The organism is Parageobacillus toebii NBRC 107807 (assembly GCF_003688615.2).
Taxonomy (GTDB): Bacteria; Bacillota; Bacilli; order Bacillales; family Anoxybacillaceae; genus Parageobacillus_B; species Parageobacillus_B toebii.
Genome location: NZ_CP049703.1, coordinates 2,390,416 through 2,412,535 on the forward strand (window position 1 = coordinate 2,390,416; position 22,120 = coordinate 2,412,535).

General features: G+C 43.2%; 16 protein-coding genes. 13 read left to right on the forward strand and 3 right to left on the reverse strand.

The annotated features are described in order from the left end of the window. Positions 1 to 150: 150 nt before the first annotated feature. The 9 genes from DER53_RS12170 to DER53_RS12210 all read left to right on the forward strand — a co-directional run bounded on the left by DER53_RS12170 (position 151) and on the right by DER53_RS12210 (position 12,900). On the forward strand, positions 151 to 657 hold the full coding sequence (locus tag DER53_RS12170; RefSeq protein WP_062754223.1) for a metal-dependent hydrolase: 507 nt from the start codon (positions 151 to 153) through the stop codon (positions 655 to 657). 105 nt (positions 658 to 762) lie between these two features. Further along, positions 763 to 1,515, forward strand: a complete 753-nt coding sequence (locus DER53_RS12175) for an alpha/beta hydrolase (RefSeq protein ID WP_062754222.1) — start codon at positions 763 to 765, stop codon at positions 1,513 to 1,515. A gap of 227 nt (positions 1,516 to 1,742) precedes the next feature. Next, entirely contained in the window at positions 1,743 to 5,924 is a 4,182-nt protein-coding gene (locus DER53_RS12180) for a bacteriocin-processing peptidase family protein (RefSeq protein WP_062754220.1), read from the forward strand. Between the two features lie 120 nt (positions 5,925 to 6,044). Then, positions 6,045 to 6,323, forward strand: a complete 279-nt coding sequence (locus tag DER53_RS12185) for a hypothetical protein (protein ID WP_062678042.1) — start codon at positions 6,045 to 6,047, stop codon at positions 6,321 to 6,323. A 22-nt stretch (positions 6,324 to 6,345) separates the two neighbouring features. Continuing rightward, positions 6,346 to 7,095: a membrane protein insertase YidC gene (yidC, locus tag DER53_RS12190; protein ID WP_062754218.1), complete on the forward strand. Its 750-nt coding sequence runs from the start codon at positions 6,346 to 6,348 to the stop codon at positions 7,093 to 7,095. A gap of 907 nt (positions 7,096 to 8,002) precedes the next feature. After that, the gene (locus DER53_RS12195; RefSeq protein WP_015863796.1) at positions 8,003 to 8,554 is read left to right on the forward strand and encodes a cysteine hydrolase family protein; all 552 of its coding nucleotides are present in this window, start codon (positions 8,003 to 8,005) and stop codon (positions 8,552 to 8,554) included. A 58-nt stretch (positions 8,555 to 8,612) separates the two neighbouring features. After that, complete coding sequence (locus DER53_RS12200; RefSeq protein WP_015863797.1) at positions 8,613 to 10,088, forward strand: nicotinate phosphoribosyltransferase; 1,476 nt, start codon at positions 8,613 to 8,615, stop codon at positions 10,086 to 10,088. A gap of 226 nt (positions 10,089 to 10,314) precedes the next feature. Continuing rightward, the gene (locus DER53_RS12205; protein ID WP_062754216.1) at positions 10,315 to 11,988 is read left to right on the forward strand and encodes an IS200/IS605 family accessory protein TnpB-related protein; all 1,674 of its coding nucleotides are present in this window, start codon (positions 10,315 to 10,317) and stop codon (positions 11,986 to 11,988) included. Positions 11,989 to 12,459: 471 nt separating this feature from the next. Next, the gene (locus tag DER53_RS12210) at positions 12,460 to 12,900 is read left to right on the forward strand and encodes a hypothetical protein (protein ID WP_062754214.1); all 441 of its coding nucleotides are present in this window, start codon (positions 12,460 to 12,462) and stop codon (positions 12,898 to 12,900) included. An 81-nt stretch (positions 12,901 to 12,981) separates the two neighbouring features. On the opposite strand, the gene pepF is transcribed toward DER53_RS12210, so the two are convergent. Beyond that, positions 12,982 to 14,853 carry an oligoendopeptidase F gene (gene pepF, locus DER53_RS12215; RefSeq protein WP_082805416.1) on the reverse strand — a complete coding sequence of 624 codons (1,872 nt, stop codon included), beginning with the start codon at positions 14,851 to 14,853 and terminating at the stop codon, positions 12,982 to 12,984. A 135-nt stretch (positions 14,854 to 14,988) separates the two neighbouring features. Between pepF and DER53_RS12220 the strand changes: the two genes are divergently transcribed. The 3 genes from DER53_RS12220 to DER53_RS12230 all read left to right on the forward strand — a co-directional run bounded on the left by DER53_RS12220 (position 14,989) and on the right by DER53_RS12230 (position 18,687). Then, positions 14,989 to 15,879 (forward strand): aldo/keto reductase, encoded by an 891-nt coding sequence (locus tag DER53_RS12220; RefSeq protein WP_062754212.1) that lies wholly within the window; start codon positions 14,989 to 14,991, stop codon positions 15,877 to 15,879. A gap of 30 nt (positions 15,880 to 15,909) precedes the next feature. Continuing rightward, complete coding sequence (locus DER53_RS12225; RefSeq protein WP_062754210.1) at positions 15,910 to 18,066, forward strand: DNA topoisomerase III; 2,157 nt, start codon at positions 15,910 to 15,912, stop codon at positions 18,064 to 18,066. Positions 18,067 to 18,225: 159 nt separating this feature from the next. Next, complete coding sequence (locus DER53_RS12230) at positions 18,226 to 18,687, forward strand: helix-turn-helix transcriptional regulator (protein WP_062754209.1); 462 nt, start codon at positions 18,226 to 18,228, stop codon at positions 18,685 to 18,687. Here DER53_RS12230 and DER53_RS12235 read toward each other — a convergent pair. Next, the gene (locus tag DER53_RS12235) at positions 18,646 to 19,653 is read right to left on the reverse strand and encodes a glycerophosphodiester phosphodiesterase (protein ID WP_073967946.1); all 1,008 of its coding nucleotides are present in this window, start codon (positions 19,651 to 19,653) and stop codon (positions 18,646 to 18,648) included. The two genes, DER53_RS12230 and DER53_RS12235, sit on opposite strands and share 42 nt — an antisense overlap. A 689-nt stretch (positions 19,654 to 20,342) precedes the next feature. Continuing rightward, entirely contained in the window at positions 20,343 to 20,726 is a 384-nt protein-coding gene (locus tag DER53_RS12240; protein WP_062754206.1) for an S-Ena type endospore appendage, read from the reverse strand. A gap of 436 nt (positions 20,727 to 21,162) precedes the next feature. Between DER53_RS12240 and DER53_RS12245 the strand changes: the two genes are divergently transcribed. After that, positions 21,163 to 22,101 (forward strand): BMQ_0737 family morphogenetic spore coat protein, encoded by a 939-nt coding sequence (locus DER53_RS12245; RefSeq protein ID WP_062754204.1) that lies wholly within the window; start codon positions 21,163 to 21,165, stop codon positions 22,099 to 22,101. The last annotated feature ends 19 nt before the right edge of the window (positions 22,102 to 22,120 follow it).

The following is a 22,120-nucleotide window of genomic DNA, read 5'->3' on the forward strand; positions in this document are numbered from 1 at the left end:
TTACTATAGCCATAATGAAAATAAAGGGATGTTAACTTTGTCACAGTTGGCTCGATTGTCACAAATCTGTCAAATGGTGAACGAAAACGAACAAACATTCTTTTTTTGTGTTATAATAGAGAAAAAGTTTTACATAATGAGGAGGTCGCATTGAGATATCATAGTCATATTGTTACGTCATTATGTTTTGGGGCAGCGGTCGCTGCGCATACATCACTTTCGTTTAGCGTAAGCTATACGGCGGGAATTGTCGTCGGCAGCTTACTTCCCGACATTGATGAACCGAAGTCGTACGTCGGACGGCGCTCAATGGGGGTATCCAATAAAGTAAAAGAAGCGTTTGGCCATCGCGGCATGACCCATTCGCTTGTTATATGGGGAATCATCGCCCTTGTTATGATGTGGGAGTCGTCTTCGTTATTTGCCGTCGGCTTTGTGCTCGGCTATTTGTTTCATATTCTCGAAGACTTTTTCTCTGTCCAAGGTGTGCCGCTCTTTTGGCCGTTCACTTTAAAGCGATTTAAAATTCCCATCTATCGCACAGGCAATTTCATCGAAAAAGCGCTCTTTTACGCAGCGTTTGCCTTGCTTGTTTATATAGGGACGAAAGAAAATTTGTTTTATGAATGGTGGAAATCATTCGGATCGTTCATGTGATCGTTCATGTGATCGTTCATAAAAATTGTTCATAAAAAAAGGAAAAAACACGTCAGCAGCGAATTGATGAAATGGATACATTTTGCGCATTTGGGGGGAGAGAAGATGAAAGAAAAATATCCTGTATTAAAAGGGGCAGAACCGTTTTATTTTGAAGGGAACAATATAGGAATATTAGTTTCCCATGGTTTTACTGGTACAACGCAAAGCATGCGCCCGTTAGGCGAGGCGTACGCAAAGGCGGGGTATACCGTTTGCGGCCCGCGGTTGAAAGGGCACGGAACGCATTATGAGGACATGGAACAAACGACATATGAAGATTGGATTCGATCGGTCGAGAGCGGATATGAGTGGTTAAAAGAACGTTGCGACACCATTTTTGTGACAGGTTTGTCGATGGGCGGGACCTTGACCCTATATATGGCGGAAACATATCCGGAAATAAAAGGAATTGTCCCGATTAATGCGGCGATTGACATTCCAACGATGGCCAGCGCAACAAATTTAGAAGACTTGCCTAGGTATCTGGATGCGATCGGCTCAGATATCAAAAATCCAGACGTGAAAGAATTAGCATACGAGAAAACCCCTGTCGCCTCCATTCGACAAATTGTCATGCTCATGGAAAAGGTGAGGGCCGACCTTCATAAAATCACATGTCCTGCATTAATCTTCGTTTCCGAAGAAGATCATGTCGTTCCACCTTCCAACTCTCAGCATATTTATGAGAAAATTAGTTCCAGCGAAAAAGAGCTTGTTTCGTTGAAAAATAGCTATCACGTTGCGACGCTTGATTATGATCAACAAAAAATTGTCGACCTGTCATTACGTTTTTTTGAAATGTATTCCGAAAAATAAATTCTCAAGAATGAAAAGATTTGTTTCGGCGAGTGCCGGGCAAATCTTTTTTGTTAAAAAATGGCCGTCATCATTTTTGTTCTTTTATCTATAAATCTATAGAGTTCAATTATAAATCCGTTTTACACTAGTGTTATATATCATGTTTGTCCACAAAGTCGGGTTGTATGGCAAAACATTATGCTACGTAGATATTTTGAAAGAAGAAAAGTAAAGGGGTTTCGCACATGAATATAGAACGAATCGCAACATATATCAAAGAAAAACGCATCATGGAGGCATTGAATGAAATCAAGCCGGTGCTTGCGGAAACAGAAAAGCGCTTGCTTTTTTATTGGAGAACACAGCTACGTTCGTTTGAAACGGTAGAACCGTTTTATCATTTAATTCGTCTATTTGATTACGCATTAATGTATCGCCATAGCGCGGTGCTTGCGCGCTACGCCCACCGCCGTTTTTCCACATTGCAAACGTTAACGTGGGTATGTGATGAGTGGCTCGAAGAACGAAGACCGCTCGATATCGAGGAAGCACTGCGGCCGCGGTTGGAAGCGATCGAAGTAAGTGAGGAAAACCGGGAACATGTGGCGCGCGCCGCTTTTACTCTTGTACGAGCGTTGCTTGAAATGAGACGGATCGAAGAAGCTCGCGAATGGATGCAAGTGGTCGAGCAGTATGAAACATTGCCGATGTACGATAAGTGGGGATACTTTTACATAGAAGCCGGCGATCGTGACAAAGCGGAAGAAGTGTTGCGAAAAGGGCTAGCGGAATGGGAACGCGGCGATATGTGCCATTTGCTGCTTGCGGATTTATACGCGTTAAACGGGCAGCATCAAAAAGCGCTTGAAATCGTGGAGCGCGGCATCGAACGGTTTCCACAAGTTCCCGCATTATATGTGGAAAAAGCGCGGCGTTTGCGAGATTTGCATGAGTACGAGGCAGCATTGGCGGCGATGGACGAGGTTGATCGGCTAGCTCCTTATCATGTACACCGTCGCTATTTTGCCCATGCGCGCGCGCAAATGTACTATAAGCTCGGCAAAATGGACGAGCTTGCAGCGCTCGTTCAGACGGAGAAATCATTGGCTTCTTCGCCATATGCTCGCGTGTTTGAACGCGCCTCCGGTGCCCAGGTGATGTTACCGATTGTGCCTGTTGTGCAAAAGCATAATTATTGCGTGCCTGCGAGTTTAGAAATGATGCTTCGTTTGTTGGGCAAACCGCTTACACAAGATGAAATCGCCGAGCATATTTTCGATGTGCGTGGTTCGAAATTGTCAACGACCGTTCATTATTTGGAAACGCTTGGATTTTGGTGCCGCTTTTTCATCGGTTCTGCGGAGCGGTGGAAACGGTTGATCGATGAAGGGATTCCGGTGTTGTTAAGCGTCGATTACGAGCATTCGTCTCACGTGCAAGTATTATTTGGCTATGATGAGCGACTTGGTGCGTTTTACGTGCAAGACCCAAACATGCTCGAGCCATTGGTTGTTGCTTATGATGAAGTCGAAAAATGGTATGCGGGAACACATTATTTGTCGATTGTTGCGATTCCCCGGGAAAAAGAAGCGATCGCTATATCGCTGCCGGAAGCGGAAGATCAATATTTCCGTCAGCTTCATGCCTTCGCCGAAAAAATGGATGAAGATGAGCAAGCGTATATGGCGCCGTTTCTCGCGTTTTTGCGCGAACATGGCCATATTCCGTATACATGGCTGTATGTCGTCAAACATTTTGGCACGGAAGAAGCGAAAGAGTTGCTTATCAACTATACCGAGCGGGTGCTTGCCCAATACGGCGATATCAATGATTTGCTGCTTGTAGCAGCGAAAGCGTATGTGTATGTGAAAGAAATCGAACGTGCCGAAGCGGTGCTGGCGCGGGTGAAAGGAAAAGACCACAGTCCGCTCTACCACTATTTGCGGGGACGGATTGCGTTTTACGAAAGCCGGTACGAAGAAGCAAGCAGACATTTCCGTTCTTCCCTTCAGCTTGACCCTGACCAGCCGGATGTATGGAGTTATATGGCACTTAGCGAAACGTATTACGGAAATGAAGCGAAAGGGGTTGAATTATCGAAAATCGCTTTATCCCTACAGCCTGATGGCCCGTTTGTTTGCACCAATCACGGCATCATTTTATTTCACACGGAACAGTTTCAGGAGGCGCGAGCCTTTTTTGATCAGCTGTTGCGCCGCCACAAACGCGAAGCGCATTTATGGTATGAACGGGCAAGATGCGACGAAAAGCTAGGAAAAATTCGCAAGGCAGAGCGCGGTTTTCTCGTTGCCAAAGCGCTCGAAGAACAGGAGCCGTATCCGTATTTGGCGTTAGCTGATTTATATGAGGGCCAATTGGATTGTCCGGAAAAAGTCGAATCCATTTTATTAGAAGGAATCAAAAAGGCCGGACATGCGTCCATCTTATACGTCCGTCTCGGCGACTGGTATATGGAACAAGAACAACCGGAAAAAGCGGAAACACAATATAAAAAGGCGATCGCACAGGACGAGACAGATGTATTTGCCCATCTCGGCATGGCGTATGTGTGGGTGCAAAACGGACAGGACGATAAAGCAAAGCAGTATTTGTTTGACAAAAAACAACTCTTTGCCCAAAATAGCGAGTTTTTATTAAACGCGGGGAAAATGCTCTTTACAAACGGGTTAGTAGCGGCATCGGAGGACCGTGACGTTGCGTTTTCGTTTCTGGAAGACGGGCTGCGGTTTGCGCAATTTGATGCGGCCGAAGCGTACGAATTTTATATCGAGCGACTGATCGACCATTCCCTTGTCGAACGGGGAATTACCTTTCTTCAGAGGTTAGTAGTCGAACGGCCAACCGATATCAACGCGCTTTGTTATCTCGGTGTGCTCTATGAGCAGATGGGCCTGTTTGCCAACGCCATCCGTTTATATGAACGAGCGAGTGAGGTTCGCAAAAGCACGTTTCCACTCTATCGTCTCGCCGAAACGTATCGTACGTTGGAACGATTCGACGAGGCAAAACGATATTACGAAGCGTGTCTCGCGATAGACGAGACGTTTACAGTTGCTCATCTTCGGTTAGCCGTTCTTTATGAAATCGAAGAAAATGCGGACAAGCAGCGGTTTCATTTGAAAAAAGCGCTCGAGCACGATCCGCTTCACGTCCATGTAGAGAATGCCGTTCGATTGTTTGACAATCCCACCTCGCTAATAGAGACGATAGAAGCCGCACGCGCCCAAGCAGGCGATATTTGGTATTATGACAGCCTTGGCTATGTATACGGAATGCTCGGTGAGCTCACCAAAGAAAAAGAAGCAGTTGAACAAGCACTTCGCATCGATTCCGATCATGCGGAGTTGCTGCACCATTATGCGAAAGTATTAATAAAGGAAGGAAAGATAAATGAAGCCATAGCCATTATCGAACGGCTCATCGAACAAGATGTCCGCAATGAAGAACTATATGACACGTATATTCAAGCATTTTTGCATACTATCAAAGGATTAGTACAGATTAGCGAACGGCTGCGTAAATGGAAGCTGGAAAACAACGATAAAAGTTTGGTGTACATGTATGTCGCTTCTTCTCTTTCCTCGTATGTCATGAGCGCACAGCGTCAGGAAGAGGAAGGTTCGCTCGCGAAACGAATATGGACGCGGGCAAAAGCATGGACGAAACAGTTTTTCTCGGCTGCTTCCGTCATCGATTTATATGAAACAGCGATTCGTCTAGACCGCGGCAATATGGAAGCGTATGAGCGCCTCGCTGAGTTTTACGAAGCGGGGGAGTTGTTCGATGATGCGATGAAAACGCTTCGTAAAGCGTTAAAATACGAATGGAATGCGGAGGTCGCGCGAAAGCTTGTCATGCTGCTAGTCAATGCGGACAGCAGCAAGTTAAGAAAAGAAGCAAAAGAGTGGATCGAGCGGCTTTTGGAGGAGCAACCAAACGATTTGTCGATGCTGGAGTTAAAGGCGTTATTGCTTCTCGATGATGGGCAGGAAGAGAAAGCGGAGCGTATCTTTCTTTCATTAATCGAAACCGATCCGCTGCTATATCGCAGTATTTTGGCGTTAGGAACACTGTATAATGACAAGCAGCGCTATGACGAAGCGATTCATGTGCTTGCGAACGGTCTTTGCCATCATCCGAACGATCCAGAGTTGATGAGTGAGTTGGCGCGGGCATATGATGAACGTGGACAAACAGAAAAGGCGCTTTCGGTAGTGGAAGAATGGCTTCGTTTCGATGAAGTGGATTTATCGGCACATTACCAACGGGCGTGTTATTTGGCCAAGCTCGGACGAATGCAAGAAGCGGAAGCCGAACTAGCGTATATCCTTGACGAAGATGAAACTGGTTATTTTTCTAAATTGGCAAAAGAAGAGAAATTATTTGCATCCTTCATGCGGCCATAAATCGAGAAAACGCCTTGTGAAAAGTTGGCATCACTTGAACAAATATTTTTCTTTTCTTTCTCGGTGGAATTTGCTATGGTTAGTACGAGAAAGTTTTCCCGATAGAAAAGAGGTGGGAGAGTGGAAGCACCCTTCGATTTGCTGACGTATGTGTCGCTTGTCAGTGCACTGCTTGTTGTGATGCGATGTTATATCACCGAATACCGGCAAACGAAAGCTTTTTTATATGACGTTACACTTGCACGTGCAGAGCGGGAAAAAGATCACGTATATTTTACGCGTGCTATGATCCCTCTCCGCCGAATTTTCACGCCGCAAAAGCAGAAAATTCCTGTACGGGAACATTCCTATCAATCCGATGAAGAAGGAAGGAGACCTCTTTTATTCTTCGCACATTGATGAAACAATAAGGAGGTCTCTTATGAAAAAATGGATTTTTACATTACTAGGAATGGTTGTTTTATTAAGCGGATGCAATCGCAATGCGCCGATTGACGAACATAGCCAAGGTATTTGGGATCATTATTTTGTTTACCCAATGTCGAAATTGCTTTTAATACTTGGGCATCTATTTGGAGATAACTATGGGATTGCCATCATTGTGTTAACGTTAATCGTTCGTTTTTGTTTGTTGCCGCTGATCTTAAAGCAATATAAAACAACGATTGCGATGCAAAAGCTTCGTCCGGAATTGCAAAAACTCCAAGAGAAATATAAAGGCAATGATATCGAGACACAACGAAAACTCCAGAAGGAAATGATGCAGCTATATCAAAAACATGGCATTCATCCTGCGAGCGGCTGCTTGCCGGTGTTTATTCAAATGCCGATTTTTATGGCACTCTATTACGCAATTTCACGCACCCAAGAAATTAAGCTCCATTCGTTTTTATGGGTGCAGCTCGGCCATCGCGATCCTTACTTCATTTTGCCGATTTTGGCAAGCCTCGCGACATTCATCTCGGTGCGGTTGTCGCCATCAATGACGGAACAACAAATGCCGCAAATGGCGATGATGTCATATATCATGCCGATTATGATTTTTATCGGGGCAAATTCCGTTCCGTCCGCACTATCTTTGTACTGGGTTGTCGGCGGCTGCTTCTCGATCATTCAATCATTGATTTTACGTACACAACTAAAAGCGGTCAAAGCCGCAGAAAATGGATAGACAAGATAAACAGCCCCGCCGCTTTCTATGTAAGGAAGGCGGCGGGTTTTTATTTGGTCTATCGCCTTACACGTATTGATGCTATCTATATATTATTACCTTTTCTTCTGTATTTTTCTATTTTTTGTTTAGGTTTTCTGATCATTCTCTTTACCGCCATCGTTCCCCGCATGAAAAAGCTTGTTCCATAAACAAGGCAATTTTCGAAGGAACTTTGACATGTTTACCGTAGCAGAATAATAGATAATAATGTTGACGAAAAGGAGGATATAGAAGAACAAATAAAGGTTTTAGGCAATGTTCTGAAAGTATTTTGGACACTTAGTTTGAAAGATCGATTCCCGGAACGGAATATAGTCGTGGAAGTGTTTGAAGAAGATGACGGAGAATTATTTATTACCGTATACGAAAAAAAGTGAGTGATAAACCTTAATTACCTTGATTGGCTACAAGCCTTTCGAGTTTTTTTATTTTAAGACTAATCGCTGTGCAAAATAAAGCGTGTTTATAAGAGAATGTAAATTCGGGCTTATTTTTTCATTCTGTCCATTCTCTGAAACAACGCTACGCATCCGTCGTCATATTGACATTGCACAGACACTCCTTTATGAAATGAGAGGGGAAATGGTCTGAACTTAGTGAAAGATAGACAAACTTCATCATAACAAAGCGATTTGTTCGAAAAAAAATCCCTAAACTCGTGAACTCAAGGCAGAAATATCGATTTTTCTAAGAATATTGATATATAATTGTACTTGTATTAGTTGCAAATTTAAATCACGTTTATTCGACACTAAGAATGATATACTGCTAAAGAAAGTGTCTCTGCGCCAACATATGCCGCGTCTCAGAGCATAATCTTGCGCATTATTCACACGTGAAAATTCGGATAATGGGGGAGCTGCGTATGAAAAAAGCATTGATAAACATCGATTATACGATTGATTTCATTGCCGATCACGGCGCGCTTACTTGCGGAAAGCCGGGGCAGCAAATCGAATCAGAGCTTGTGCGGATTACGAAAGAGTTTATCGAAAATGGCGATTATGTCGTATTTGCGATTGATCTCCACAAAGCCGGCGACACGTATCATCCAGAAGCGAAACTGTTTCCGCCGCATAATATCGAAGGCACAGAAGGCCGGAAGTTATACGGAGAGTTGGAAGCGGTTTATCAGGCGAATAAGCATAAAGATAACGTATATTGGATGGATAAAACGAGATATAGCGCATTTGCGGGCACGGATTTAGAAATTAAACTGAGGGAACGAGGAATTACAGAAGTTCATTTGGTAGGCTGCTGCACCGACATATGCGTGCTTCATACAGCGGTCGACGCGTATAACAAAGGATTTCGCATCGTCGTACATAAAAAAGCGGTTGCGAGCTTCAATCCTGTCGGGCACGAATGGGCGCTCGATCACTTCAAACATTCGTTAGGCGCGGAAGTAGTGGAATAAAATAAGTGTTGGTGTTGGACAAGCAGATTAAAACTGACTAGTTTTTGGAGGTAATGCAATGCATCAAAAATATACAGATGATAGTTTTACTCTTCATACGGATTTGTATCAAATCAACATGGCAGAAACGTACTGGGAAGACGGTATTCATCAGCGCAAAGCCGTATTTGAAGTGTTTTTTCGAAAACTTCCTTTTGGAAACGGATACGCGGTGTTCGCGGGCTTAGAAAGGGTTATTCAATATTTGCAAAATTTCCGGTTTACAGAAAGCGATATTGACTATTTGCGCTCGGAATTAGGGTATCGGGACGATTTTTTGGAATATTTGAAAACCGTTCGTTTTACAGGCACGTTGCGCTCGATGAGAGAAGGGGAGCTAGTCTTTGGCAATGAACCGATTCTTCGCGTCGAAGCTCCATTAATTGAAGCGCAATTAATCGAAACAGCGATTTTAAACATTATCAACTTCCAAACATTAATTGCGACGAAAGCTTCCCGCATTAAACAAATTCTTGGCGATCAAATGGCGATGGAGTTCGGCAGCCGCCGGGCGCACGAAATGGACGCTGCACTGTGGGGAGCGCGCGCCGCTTACATTGGCGGTTTTGAAGCGACTTCCAACGTGCGTGCAGGAAAACTTTTCGGCATCCCGGTTGTTGGCACGCACGCTCATGCGTTGGTTCAGGCATATCAAGACGAATATGTCGCATTCCATAAATATGCGCGCCGCCATAAAGATTGCGTGTTTCTCGTAGATACGTATGACACATTAAAATCAGGCGTGCCAAATGCTATTAGAGTGGCCAAAGAACTAGGCGATCAAATTAATTTTATTGGCATACGCATCGATAGCGGCGATTTAGCGTATTTATCAAAAGAAGCACGAAAAATGTTAGATGAAGCCGGGTTTAAAGATGCGAAAATTTTTGCTTCGAGCGACTTAGATGAGGAAACGATTCTTAATTTAAAATCCCAAGGGGCGAAAATCGATGCATGGGGAATCGGCACGAAATTAATTACCGCTTACGATCAGCCAGCTTTAGGAGCTGTCTACAAATTAGTCGCTATCGAGGATGAAAACGGGAATATGGTCGATACAATTAAAATCAGCGGCAACCCGGAAAAGGTGACAACTCCTGGGTTGAAACGGGTGTACCGCATTATTAATAAAATCAACAAAAAAGCGGAAGGAGACTATATTGCGCTTGAAAGCGAAAATCCGCAAAAAGAGGAACGGCTGAAAATGTTCCATCCTGTTTATACATTTATTAGTAAATTTGTGACAAATTTTGAAGCGCGAGATTTGCATCATACCATTTTCCAAGATGGAAAACTCGTATATACTTCTCCTCCGCTAAAAGAAATTCAACAATTCACGAAAGAAAATTTAAAATTGCTTTGGGACGAATACAAGCGGACGATGAATCCCGAGCAATATCCCGTCGATTTAAGCCAAGCATGTTGGGATAACAAAATGGAGAAAATTCGGAAAGTGAAAGAGAAGATTGAAAAGATGGGAGATACGGAGCATTAATTTTCGATAGGCATGATGAAAGGTCACCGCAAGACTATACGCGGTGGCCTTTTTTCGGTTTATCTTTTTTGCCGAGAAGACCCTCACCTCTAAGCGAAGCGTAGGTAGGGGATGAATCGGTATTTTTTGTCTTTTTGGTAATCTTAATAGTTGAAAAACGTTCTTCTTCTGTCATAAAATATAAATAAATATACCGAACTAATGTTCTGTTGTAGGTGGAGAAAAGATGAAAAAAGCGTATTTTTCAAGAAGATTGTATAAATCGAAAATGGATATTCTTTCTGTGACGGAAACATCTTACGCATTAGAGTTATTCCATCGCGCAAAGCGTTTCGCTTTTCAAACGCTGGTCCGAGAAAAACGATGGGGACGAAAATTACATCAAGAAAGTCTGCATATCGTTGTGAAGAAAAAGTACGGACTGAATGATTATTTCGCCAACAGTGCAGTTCGAGAAGCCAATGCTCTTTTCTCCTCTCTAACGGAACTAAATAAAATACACGTTCAACAGACAGAAGAAAAAATAAAAGATGTGAAGAAAAAACTGAAAACAGAACAAACCAAACTGACAACATTACGCAAAATCAAAGAATGTTGTATCAAAGGAAACTTGCGCTTTCCAAAAAATACAAACTTTGTTTTGCACAAGAGCGGAATCATTTCTCTTGAGTTAAAAAATAAATCTTTGATTTGGATAAATTCCTATTTGTTTGAACATTGTTATTTAGATGTGGAATTGAAACGGACGAAAGCAAAAATCGGTTGTTTAAAACATCGTTTGTATCGATTAGAACAAAAGAAAATGAAATTAAAAGAACACATCCCAAGTGCCGTGTTCGGAGGAAAGAAGTTGTTTAAACAGCAATTTACGAAAGAAGAGTTTATCAAGGATCACGAAGCTTGGAGAAAGCTCTTTTTAGCTGCCCGAAATAAAGAAATGATCATCTCCGGCCGGAAAGATGCCGGTTTTGGGAATTTTGTATTCCATTACAATCCAGAAACCAATGAACTTCATATGACCTCTGTAACAGGAAAGGTAGTCACTTTTCCTGGAGTGGTGTTTCCATACGGCCAAGAGATCGTAAATAAAGCCGTGACAGAACAAATCCAATGTAAAAACAAAAAAGAGTATGGAAAACCCATTTCTTGGTCTATCGAAGATCACGGGGAATACTATATCATCAAATGTTTGGTGGATATAGAATCGAATCCATCTATTCATTTCTCCACCTCTGACGGAGTGATCGGAGTAGATTGCAACTACAATCATATTGCTTGGACAAATGTTTCAAAAGACGGCAACTTTTTGGAAAGTGGGAAACTTTCGTTTTCGATCGAAGGGAAAACTTCCGGTCAAATCACAAAAAGGTTGGAAGCAGAAGCCATTGCTTTAGTGGATATCGCAGTTCGAAAGAAAAAAACTATTGTTTTGGAAAAATTGGATACTACTTTATCCAAAGTGGGAAATAAATACGGCAACAAGAAAGCAAATCGAATGAAGAGTATGTTCGCGTATCGAAAAATGATACAAGCGATCCAAAGCCGTGCCGATAAAGTGGGAGTTGCTGTTATAGAAGTGAATCCGGCTTTTACTTCTGTCTCTGGGAAACTGAAGTATATGCGCAAATTTGGTATTTCTATCCACCAGGCAGCTGCATTTACGATTGGCCGTCGAGGATTAGGATATAAAGAAAAAACTCCAAAGGTACTTAAAAAGTATGTCCCGAAAGATGCTTCTCATCATTGGAAGCATTGGTCTATTTTGGGTAAGAAGTTTTTGGTTCGTACACATACACTATACCATCTTTTTAATGTGAACCAACCACATCGAGGAATAGATGTATTTCACCCATCGTTGTTAGAAGAAGAAAAACATCAATTAATAAAAGCTTTAGCGTAATCAACAATGAGATTTCATTATCTCTTTAAAATAAAAGAACGCATTGTACCAGTCTCTTACTCTCGTCACCGGAGCAGATGGCGATTTTAGGAGCTGGGTGCATTGCAATGCGTTCTTTGGATGCCATACGAATGAAAGATGGTGTACCTTCTATGTGAGCTGCATCAGCAGACATATAGCTGGTCGTCCCGAAAGGACACTTCGGACATCTTGTATGGCTACTCCTCTCGTTGAACGGAGGGGGTTCTTGGGACCTTTGAGCAGCTATGGCCAAAGGAAACAAGAATCCCCCACTTCAACCGGCTTTAGCCGGTAAGTGGGGGTAGTTCAATGGTAATGGTTGAAAGAAACAGCCACAGCATCGTAGAGACGGATCAAGGGAAAGTTTCATGCGCTTCGCTTATGATATGTTGCAACAATCTTTTAGCGAACGCCGTCTAATAAGTAAAAGGTCTAAAAGGGAAGGTAGCCATGAAAAAATTTTTCGCCATATTGATGATCGCAAGTTTATGCAGTTTAGGGATATACTTTTTTGCGACTGCCAGCTCCAAACCTCCGGTGCCAGACATATCGGCGTCGGGACAAAAAATTCCTGTTGCACAAGGTTCTTACTGCTGGAAAACATTTATTACATCAAAGTGTGTCGATTGGGCATATGCGCCTCCAGCGAAAGTAGGAGACGTACACGAACCGGTTGAGGTCGCTCCTCATTCCAAAATAGCAATACATTTTGAAAAAGAACCTGTTTCTTTATCAGTAAAGCGAAGGATGAACGAAGGAAAAGAAATAAATGTAAAGATGATCGGCAAAAAAATTACTGCGCCAAGTGAAAGCGGGATGTATGTTTATCATCTTATGGCGAGCTGGAAACAAGGAGACGGCAGCTATGTTTTCCGCATTAAAGTAAAATAAATGTTGTTTGTCGATTGGATCAAAAAGCGCTGGCTCGAAAAGGCTTGGAAAGTAACCTTTTGGAGCCAGACTTATTTCCGGTTACAGTCTTCCTTGTTTTTTCAACAGCTGTTCCATTTCGCGGACGAGCGAATCGAAATAAGAAAGCAGGTTCTCGAGCGGCTTCGGTGATGTCATATCCACTCCCGCTTTTTGTAAAAGGCGGATCGGGTCATCGGATGTTCCAGAGCGCAAAAACTGCAAATAGCGTTTAGTCGCCTCTCCGGTTTCATCCGCTTTCATTTGCTTGACAAGCTCAAAGGAAGCGGCGAGCGAGGTTGCGTATTTGTATACGTAAAACGCATCATAAAAATGCGGAATGCGCAGCCAGCCGCGCGCAGCTTCCGGATCGGCGGCGTAGGCAGGGCCGTAATATTTTTTCAACAGGCGAAGCCAAAGCTCGTTCAGTTCGGCTGCGGTTAAGCTCCCGCCTTGCCGCACTTTGTCATGAATCGCTTGTTCGAATTCGGAATACATTACTTGCGTATATAATGTGCCGCGAATTTGATCGATTTGCTGGTTGAGCAAATACAGCTTTTCTTCGTCCGTTTTTGCTTGCTTTAAGAAATAATCCATCATCAGCCATTCATTGGCGGTGGAAGCGACTTCCGCGGTAAAAATCGATTGTCTCGAATAATGGTATGGCTGCGTTTTGTTTGTATAGACGGAATTCATCGCGTGCCCGATTTCGTGGGCGGTCGTCAGCAAGCCATCGAGCGACCCGTCGTAGTTGAGCAAAATAAACGGATGGGTGTCGTACGCCCCCGTATTATAGCCGCCCGTATATTTTTTTGGGCGCGGATAGACGTCAATCCAGCGCTGTTCGAAAGCGCGCCGCACGTTTTGGATGTAGTCGTCTCCGAGCGGTTTCAGCCCTTCAAGGATGAGCGATTGCGCCGTTTCGAACGGAAACTTCATTTTTTTCGCGATGGTCTCTTCAACGAGCGGCACAGACATATCGTAAGTGTGGACACGGTCGACGCCGAGCGCCTTTTTGCGCAGTTCGACATAGCGATGCAGTGACGGCAAGTGAGTATTGACGGTAGAAATGAGATTGGTAAACACTTGTTTTGGCACATCATCGGCCGATAGTGCCGCATCGAGCCCAGATTTGTATTTTCGCGCTTTCGCGTACAGTTCGTCCGCTTTCACAGATGCGTATAACGTGGCGGCGGATGTGTTTTCGATCGTTTCATAGCTTTGAAAACGCGTTTGAAACGCCCGCTTGCGATAGTTGCGATCCGGATGTTCAAGCGCTTTTGTATAGTTTTCATCCGTCAACGAAACCGTTTTTCCGTCCGGTGTGCGCACAGAAGGCGGGTCATAATCGCCGCGCGCGGCATTGTTATAAATGTTTTCCGGATCACTCATGATGGGAGAAAGCTTGGCGAGCAGCTGTTCCTCTCTTTTGGAAAGAGTATGCTTTTTCCGTTCGCGCAATTCTTCAAAATAATAGCGGTATGGCTTAAGCGGCTTGCTTTTTTGCAGCTTGGCAAGCGTCCGTTCGGAAAGCGACAGCAGTTCCGGCTCGATAAACGCCGTTTTTGCCGCATAGTCGGAAATCAGTGTTTCCACTTGCGCTTTTAGATGAGCGGCCGTCTTGTCTTCAATGTTAAGATCTTGTTTTAAGTGAGCATAAAGGGACAATTTTTCGAGCTTTCGTGCTATCCTTTCATTAAGGGCAAATAGTTTGGCGACGTTGGAAGCGCGTGCAAGCTTGCCTTCATAGGAGGACAGTTTCGGCAACGCATCGGCGACTGCTTGATAGTCGTGTTTGAAATTGGCTTCCGACACGTAAATGTCGGCTAGATTCCATTGGTATTTTGCATTGATTTTTGTTTCTTCCGCATCCGTTCGAAGCGGAATAAGCAGCAGTATGACAATCAACCATACATACGATCGTTTTTTCATCATCGGCCTCTTCCTTTCCTGTTTTTTCCGTTGTTACGTAGTATGCGCAAAAACGAAAAGATTACTCGATACAAGGAAAGGAGTGGCGGAAACGATGTGGAATGTATATGTGTACGATAAAGAAGAGGAGGGGACTTTGTGGAGAGAATACGTTTAGCAGAAGATTTAACCTTCTCCCGCATTATTCACGGATCATGGAGACTAGCGGAGTGGAATTATTCCAAAGAACAGATACTTGATCTTATTGAATTTTGCCTCGAACAAGGAATTACGACGTTTGACCATGCTGATATTTACGGGAATTATACGTGCGAGGCATTGTTTGGCGAAGCATTGGCGCTAAAGCCAAGCTTGCGCGGACAAATCGAAATTGTTACAAAATGCGGGATTAAGCTTGCATCGAAATACGGCTTGAAGCATTATGATACAAGTAAGGAGCACATTATCGCGTCCGTCCATCAATCGCTAAAAAATTTCCACACCGACTACATTGACGTGCTGCTTATTCATCGTCCGGACCCATTTATGAATCCGGAAGAGGTGGCAGAGGCGTTCACCGAGCTGAAAAAAGAAGGGAAAGTACGCCATTTTGGCGTGTCCAACTTTAAACGTTCGCAATTCAACATGTTGCAGTCATACTTAGATTTTCCGCTCGTGACCAACCAAATCGAGGTGTCAGCTTACTGTTTGGAAAATATCGAAGACGGTACGGTCGATTTATGCTTGGAAAAGCGGGTTCCGCCGATGGTGTGGTCCCCGCTAGCGGGCGGGAAACTATTTACCGCGACAGACGATAAAGCGGTGCGCCTGCGTGCGACGCTTGAACGAATTAGAAACGAGCTTAGTGCGGAAACAATCGATGAAGTGCTATATGCGTGGCTGCTTGTCCATCCAGCACGGATGATGCCGATTGTCGGTTCCGGCAAAAAAGAGCGCATTATTCGTGCGGTGCGCGCGCTTATGCTGCCGCTTCGCCGCGAGCAGTGGTTTGACATTTTGCAAAGCTCGATGGGACATGAAGTGCCGTAATCCACAACGAACAACAAGGAGTAATTCATCATGAAAGTGATTATCGCCGAAAAACCAGATCAAGGCGTCACATTGGCGTCGATTTTTCAGACGAAAAAACATCAAGGATATATTGAAATTTTTCCAAATGAATTGTTTCCGAAAGGAGCGTATATGACATGGGCGATCGGGCATCTTCTCCAGCTCGTTCCGCCCGAACGGTATCGTCCGGAATGGAAACAATGGAAGCTCGAGGCGCTGCCGATCATTCCGGAGAGTTTTCAATATGAGGTAGAAAAAGCGAAAGCAAAACAGTTTGCGATTGTGAAAGAACTGCTTCGCAAACCGGAAGTGACGGAAATTATCCATGCTGGTGACGCCGGAAGAGAAGGAGAACTGATCGTCCGCAATATTATTCAAATGAGCGGTGTGAAAAAGCCGATGAAGCGGCTTTGGCTTTCGTCGTTAACTCCAAAAGCGATTTACGAAGGATTCCGCCAGCTGTTAGATGAAGCCGAAACAAGAAATTTATATGAAGAAGCGTACGCGCGCGCCTGTGCCGATTGGCTTGTCGGGATGAACGCTTCTCGTGTTTACAGCATTTTGCTAAAGCAAAAAGGGATGAATGATGTCTTTTCTGTAGGAAGAGTGCAAACGCCGACACTCGCGTTCATCGTGAAACGGGAAAAGGAAATCGCGCAGTTTCGTCCCGAACCGTTTTGGGAAGTGGTGGCGAAGTTTCACATTGACGGCAAGCAATACGAAGGGAAATGGATGGACGAAAAAGGGGAAACGCGTATCAAGGAGGAGCTGCTGGCGAAAAAAATCGCGCAGTTTTGCCGAAACAAGCCGGCCGAAGTAAAAGAGGTTCAAACGGAAAGAAAAACGTTTCATCCGCCGTTGTTATTCAACTTGTCCTCCTTGCAGGCAGCGGCCAATAAGATGTACCAATTTTCCCCAAAAAAGACGCTCGATATTTTGCAGAAATTGTATCAAAAAGGAATCGTGTCGTATCCGCGTTCTGATTCGAACTATGTGACCAAAGGCGAAGCGGAAACATTTCCGGACATTTTGCAAAAATTGCGGGCGTTTCCGGAGTATCAACCGTTTTTTCCATTGCCGAACACGTCCATTTTACATAATAAACGTTATGTCAATGAAAAAAAGGTGACCGACCACTATGCCATCATCCCGACGGAGCAAGTGGCCGATCCGGCGAAGTTATCGGCGGATGAGCGGAAAATTTACGATTTGGTTGTGCGGCGTCTCATTGCCGCTCATTACGAAGCGGCGGTGTTTGACTATACGACCGTTATCACGCTTGTTGATGGGCGCGCCCGGTTTATTTCGAAAGGAAAGCAGCAAATTCAGGAAGGATGGCAGAAAGTCATCAGCCAGCGGGAAGAGGGCGAGGAAGCGATTCTTCCCTCGCTCCGTGAAGGCGAACAAGGCGATGTGCTGGACGTCCGTATAAAAGAAGGAAAGACCCAGCCGCCAAAGCGGTATACGGAAGGTCAGCTGATTACGCTGATGAAAACGGCAGGGAAATTTTTAGATAACGAAGAATTAGAAAAAGTGCTTGCCAAAACGGAAGGTCTTGGCACGGAAGCGACGCGCGCCGCCATCATTACGACGCTGAAAGAGCGAAATTATATCGAAGTAAAGAAAAATCAAGTATATGCGACCGATAAAGCGAAAGTGCTCATCGAAGCGATTGGCGAAAAAATTTTAGCCTCTCCGGAAATGACGGCGAAATGGGAGCAGCGTCTAAGCGAAATCGGCGAAGGGAAGGCGTCAGCGGCCCATTTTATGGAGCAAGTAAAAAAATTATCGAAAAAAATCGTCGAAGACGCGCTTGCCTCGTCGCAGCACTGGAACTTTGCCAGATTCGATACGGCATCAATTCAGCGCACCACATCGAAAGCGACGTTAGGAAAACCAGTCGGCACATGCAAATTATGCGGCGGAACGGTCATTGACAAAGGCGAGTTTTATGGCTGCGCCAATTATGCCAAGACGAAATGCTCATTTACGATTTCAAAAAGAATTCTTGGCAAAACGATTTCGCAAGCCAATGTAAAAAAGCTTTTGCAGCATGGGAAAACGAACGTCATCAAAGGGTTTAAAAAAGGAGAGAAAACGTTTGATGCAGCGTTAATGTGGGATGAAAAGGAGAAAAAAATAGTGTTTTCGTTTCCGAAAAAATAATCTCCTTCCTCATGTTGAGGGGGAGATTATTTTTTTCATCACTAGAAAATGGCAATTAGCATATTTACGAATAGATCCCAAAATTGTAAGATTACACTTGTAAGGGAAATTTTTTTGAGTAACAGTAATTATATTACGTAAACAAAAGAAGGGATAACCATGGATAAACAAGAAGTAATCGATCTTCTCTCCAGCAAAATGAAGTTAATTCGCGTTGAAAAAGGATATACGCAAGATAAGATGGCGGAAGTGTTAGGGATTTCGAAAAAAACGCTCGTGCAAATTGAAAAAGGGCGGACGCAGGCGAACTGGACGCAAGTCGTCGCGCTATGCGCGCTATTTCGTGATAGCGAAATTATCGAATCGGTGCTTGGCGATAGCCCGCTTGAAGTGATTGAAACGATCGCACATGAAGAAATTGATGCGCCAAAAGGAAAGACTCTCGGCGGAAAAGTATGGTGGAGAGAAATTAAGCGGATGGGTCCGTTTCGCCTTCAGCAAAATATTATCAGCAAGCATTACCGCATTTTAGATGTATATGACGACCGTTGGTATAGCTCTTTTGACAAAGAGGAGGCGTTAAGGAGGCTTGAGGAATTGGCGCGGGCGGCAAAAATGTAGCTCTATTTGCGTAAAGGCGTCTTGCCCGTTATCTTGCTTTTTGTTCATTTTCACGAGTCGGTCTGGGTAATCGGTAAATAACCCGTCTACGCCGAGCGCAATTTGCCGTCGCATCTCTTCCGTTGTATTGACGGTATACGGATGAATGACAAGATGATACTGATGGGTTTTTGTTACTAGCTTGCGGGTAACGATAGTTTGCTCGGGAGAAATGCCATCGGCATAGCTGGAAACGTGGCGCAGTATATGATCAATAGGTTTGTTTCTGATCGTACTCGCACTATATAGTTGAATGAGCGGAATATTTGGCGGAACTAGACCTTTCAGCTTGCGTAAACTTGTTTCGCTGAACGACTGAAAAATCACTTTTCCTTTTTGCAAGTATCCGTTCTTTTTTAAAATGCCGACTAGTTTTTCTTCCATGCCAGAATAAACGTTTGGGTCTTTTGTTTCAATGTACAGAGCTGTTTTCGACTTGCTTTGTGTAAGCCAATCGATTACTTCTTGGAGAGTAGGAATTTTTTCCTTGCCATACTGCTTGCTAGCATATTGCGGGAACTTTTTATTAAACCATGAGCCAGCGTCAAGCCGTTTTATTTCCGCTAATGTAAAATCCTTTACTCTCCAAGGAGCACGATTCGGATAAACTTGTTCTACATTGGTCGTTCTGGCCAGCGTGGCATCGTGAATGGCGACTAGCTCTCCGTCTTTTGTCATATGCAAGTCTAGTTCAATGTAGTCGGCTTTCATTTCCAGCGCTTTTTTGTATGCGGCTAGTGTATGCTCTGGGGCGTATCCTGATGCGCCGCGATGGGCGATGACGTCGATGTGTTTCCCATCGGGATGCGCTGCAGAAAGTTGCGTGTCCGATGTATCGGTTGACGCGGTACTGCAAGCGTACGGTGTGAAAGTAAAAAAACTAAATGATATAAAAAGAGATAATCTAATCAACGTTGATTTTTTCATTTCACTTCACTCTCCTTCCGTACAGCAGTTGTTTTTTCAAATATTGGTGTAAAGCAGAAATGAAGACGTAAGCGTTGGTTTCTTTCACATTTAGTGGGAAAGTTATTTTTTCCATTTCTTTTTGATCGTAACATTATTTTTTGCATCTAATTAAAAAATAAGCAAACGTAGCGTTGATTGTTTATTTTGTTTTTTATGTATCCTTGCTGCTGCTTGATTGCACTATTAGTAAACATTCGGAACGCGTATTATTCGATAGAACATATGTTAGAAACTGAAGAGCTTAAAAGTGGATACTTATTTCTATATAAATCAAACTGGTATACCTTCAAGCGTGCGGATCATCGCAAACAACAAGCCTTTTAAGAACACATTCACGAATTAAAACTCTGAAGACAAGGTCCTAATTTATGAGGATGAGAGCCATGTTCGAGATTACCAGGCTCTTCATGTAAAAGTGAATAAGGGGATCGTAAAGACTAAATCCTGCTTCTTTCAGCGGTTGAAGGAAGCAGGATCTATTTATGTTGGAGGAAAAGTTTTCTAACAGGAGAATAAATAGCATAGCATCATCTTAAAATCATGAATGGAGGATACTTGACATAGATATTCAAATTGTTATGAAGCAGCCTTTGAATTGATTGGAATGGGCTGTTGTCGAGACTCTCGAAATGAAAACTTTTAGGAGTCTATTTTGTTAAACGGAAGGTATAGCGGATAGTAAGATGGATTTCCCCTTCAGCGGGCAAATCTACTGATGCAGCAGAAGGGATCACTCTAATTTCATTAAACTTGGATATCGTGAAGGCAACACAGCTGTCTAAACAAACTTCAATGGGATTGCCTATTGCCGTTCCATTGTGAAGGAAAGTTACCGTTACGAAACTATTATCAAAACCATTAGTATATTTAAATACCCCTGAGGCAAATACATTATCTCCATCCAAATTGCTGATATAAACGGTTAGAGGGTTTGTTGAAGTTGTCCTCCATACACACTCCACGCAATCCTGCACGAAGTCCTCTTCACTATTGCAATTATTCCAATGTTCTCCTGTATATTTGTTATCCATATCTTATTCCCAGCCTATCTGTAGTATGAATAATGATTGTAATAGATGATCGCCACTAAGTTCACTGATTTTTACATTAATTTAATTGTATTTTGCAATTTAAATGGGTTTATTGAATTTTTACCTCGTGTACAGCGTCATCCCGACGATCAAAAAAACAGAAGAAACGAGCATGGGATGCCTTCCAGCAACTGCTGAACGGAAACCGCGATTGCTTATTTTCTGCTTCTGCCTAGACAGGATGTTTTTCGCAAGAAAACGCCCTCTTTGTGTTGCTTAGCAGCAAATTAGGTAGCAATGGGCTGAATAGTTACAATTATTATTATTTAATGCAGGAACATATAATTTGGGTCTACCCTAGTCGCCTATTTTATTAAACTTATAATTAGGCCGCACATATGATAAAAAATATAATGGCCATAGGGGAGTGAGCCGGGTGCGTAATGAGCAATCTTTTACCGACCAAATGACGCACTGTATTAAGGTAACAAAAGTTTATGACTGGGTAAAGTTAATGTCAGAGATAAAGATTGAAGAAAAAATTTGCATGGATCAGCAAAAAACATTTACTGACATGATATGCTGTGAGTTCCGAGTTCCTTGTAGTAAAACTACTCCATCGACGCTCTGGACCAAAGCTGGGATTGAGAGTATATCCGGAACGCTATCCATTGAATATACATCCGGCTGTGGAAATCCATTGGTATTAATTATTAATGGAAAAACAGCAGCATCGTTATCTCAAGGACAATCTTTTTGTACTACCATTGTTGACCTTCAATCTGTCGAGTTATTGTGTCAAAGTAATCCGACTGTTTCTGGATTCTGTATTGGTGAATTTAAAATCGTGCTTCACTTCCAGCCTGCAGTGGATGAATTAGATTTGAAAAACGTAAAGTGTTTTCTATCGGATTGCCACGGTCGCCCTCTTCATATATCTGACCCCCGTTCTTTGATCTGCGAAGAAATATCAGACGAAAGAAAAAGCACACAAGTGACCCTTTCAGATGGAAAAGTTCAAACATTGAATAAAGTTGTTGTGCAGAAAAAGGGATTTATTACGATACAACTTTTCAACAAGACAGGAAATCTATGCAAGACATGTACGGTGCCCTTTAGTGAAATTGAAACTATCTTACTATGTGCACCCCCTGGAACGAAATTGGAGTGCAAGATTCTTCATTTCGACTGCGAGGCCTATGCTATTCCACCTATCGACCGGTGTAACCCCTTTGTGGAAATTGTAATCATCATTTCGATATGTCAAAGTGTGAAAACCACTGCAGAAACGATAATGGAGGTTAAGGGGATTCTATGTGAAAAAGCGCGTGAAGGGAATTCTAAGTTAATCACTCATTTGTTTCCACTAACATAAATTAATAACAACCCAGTAT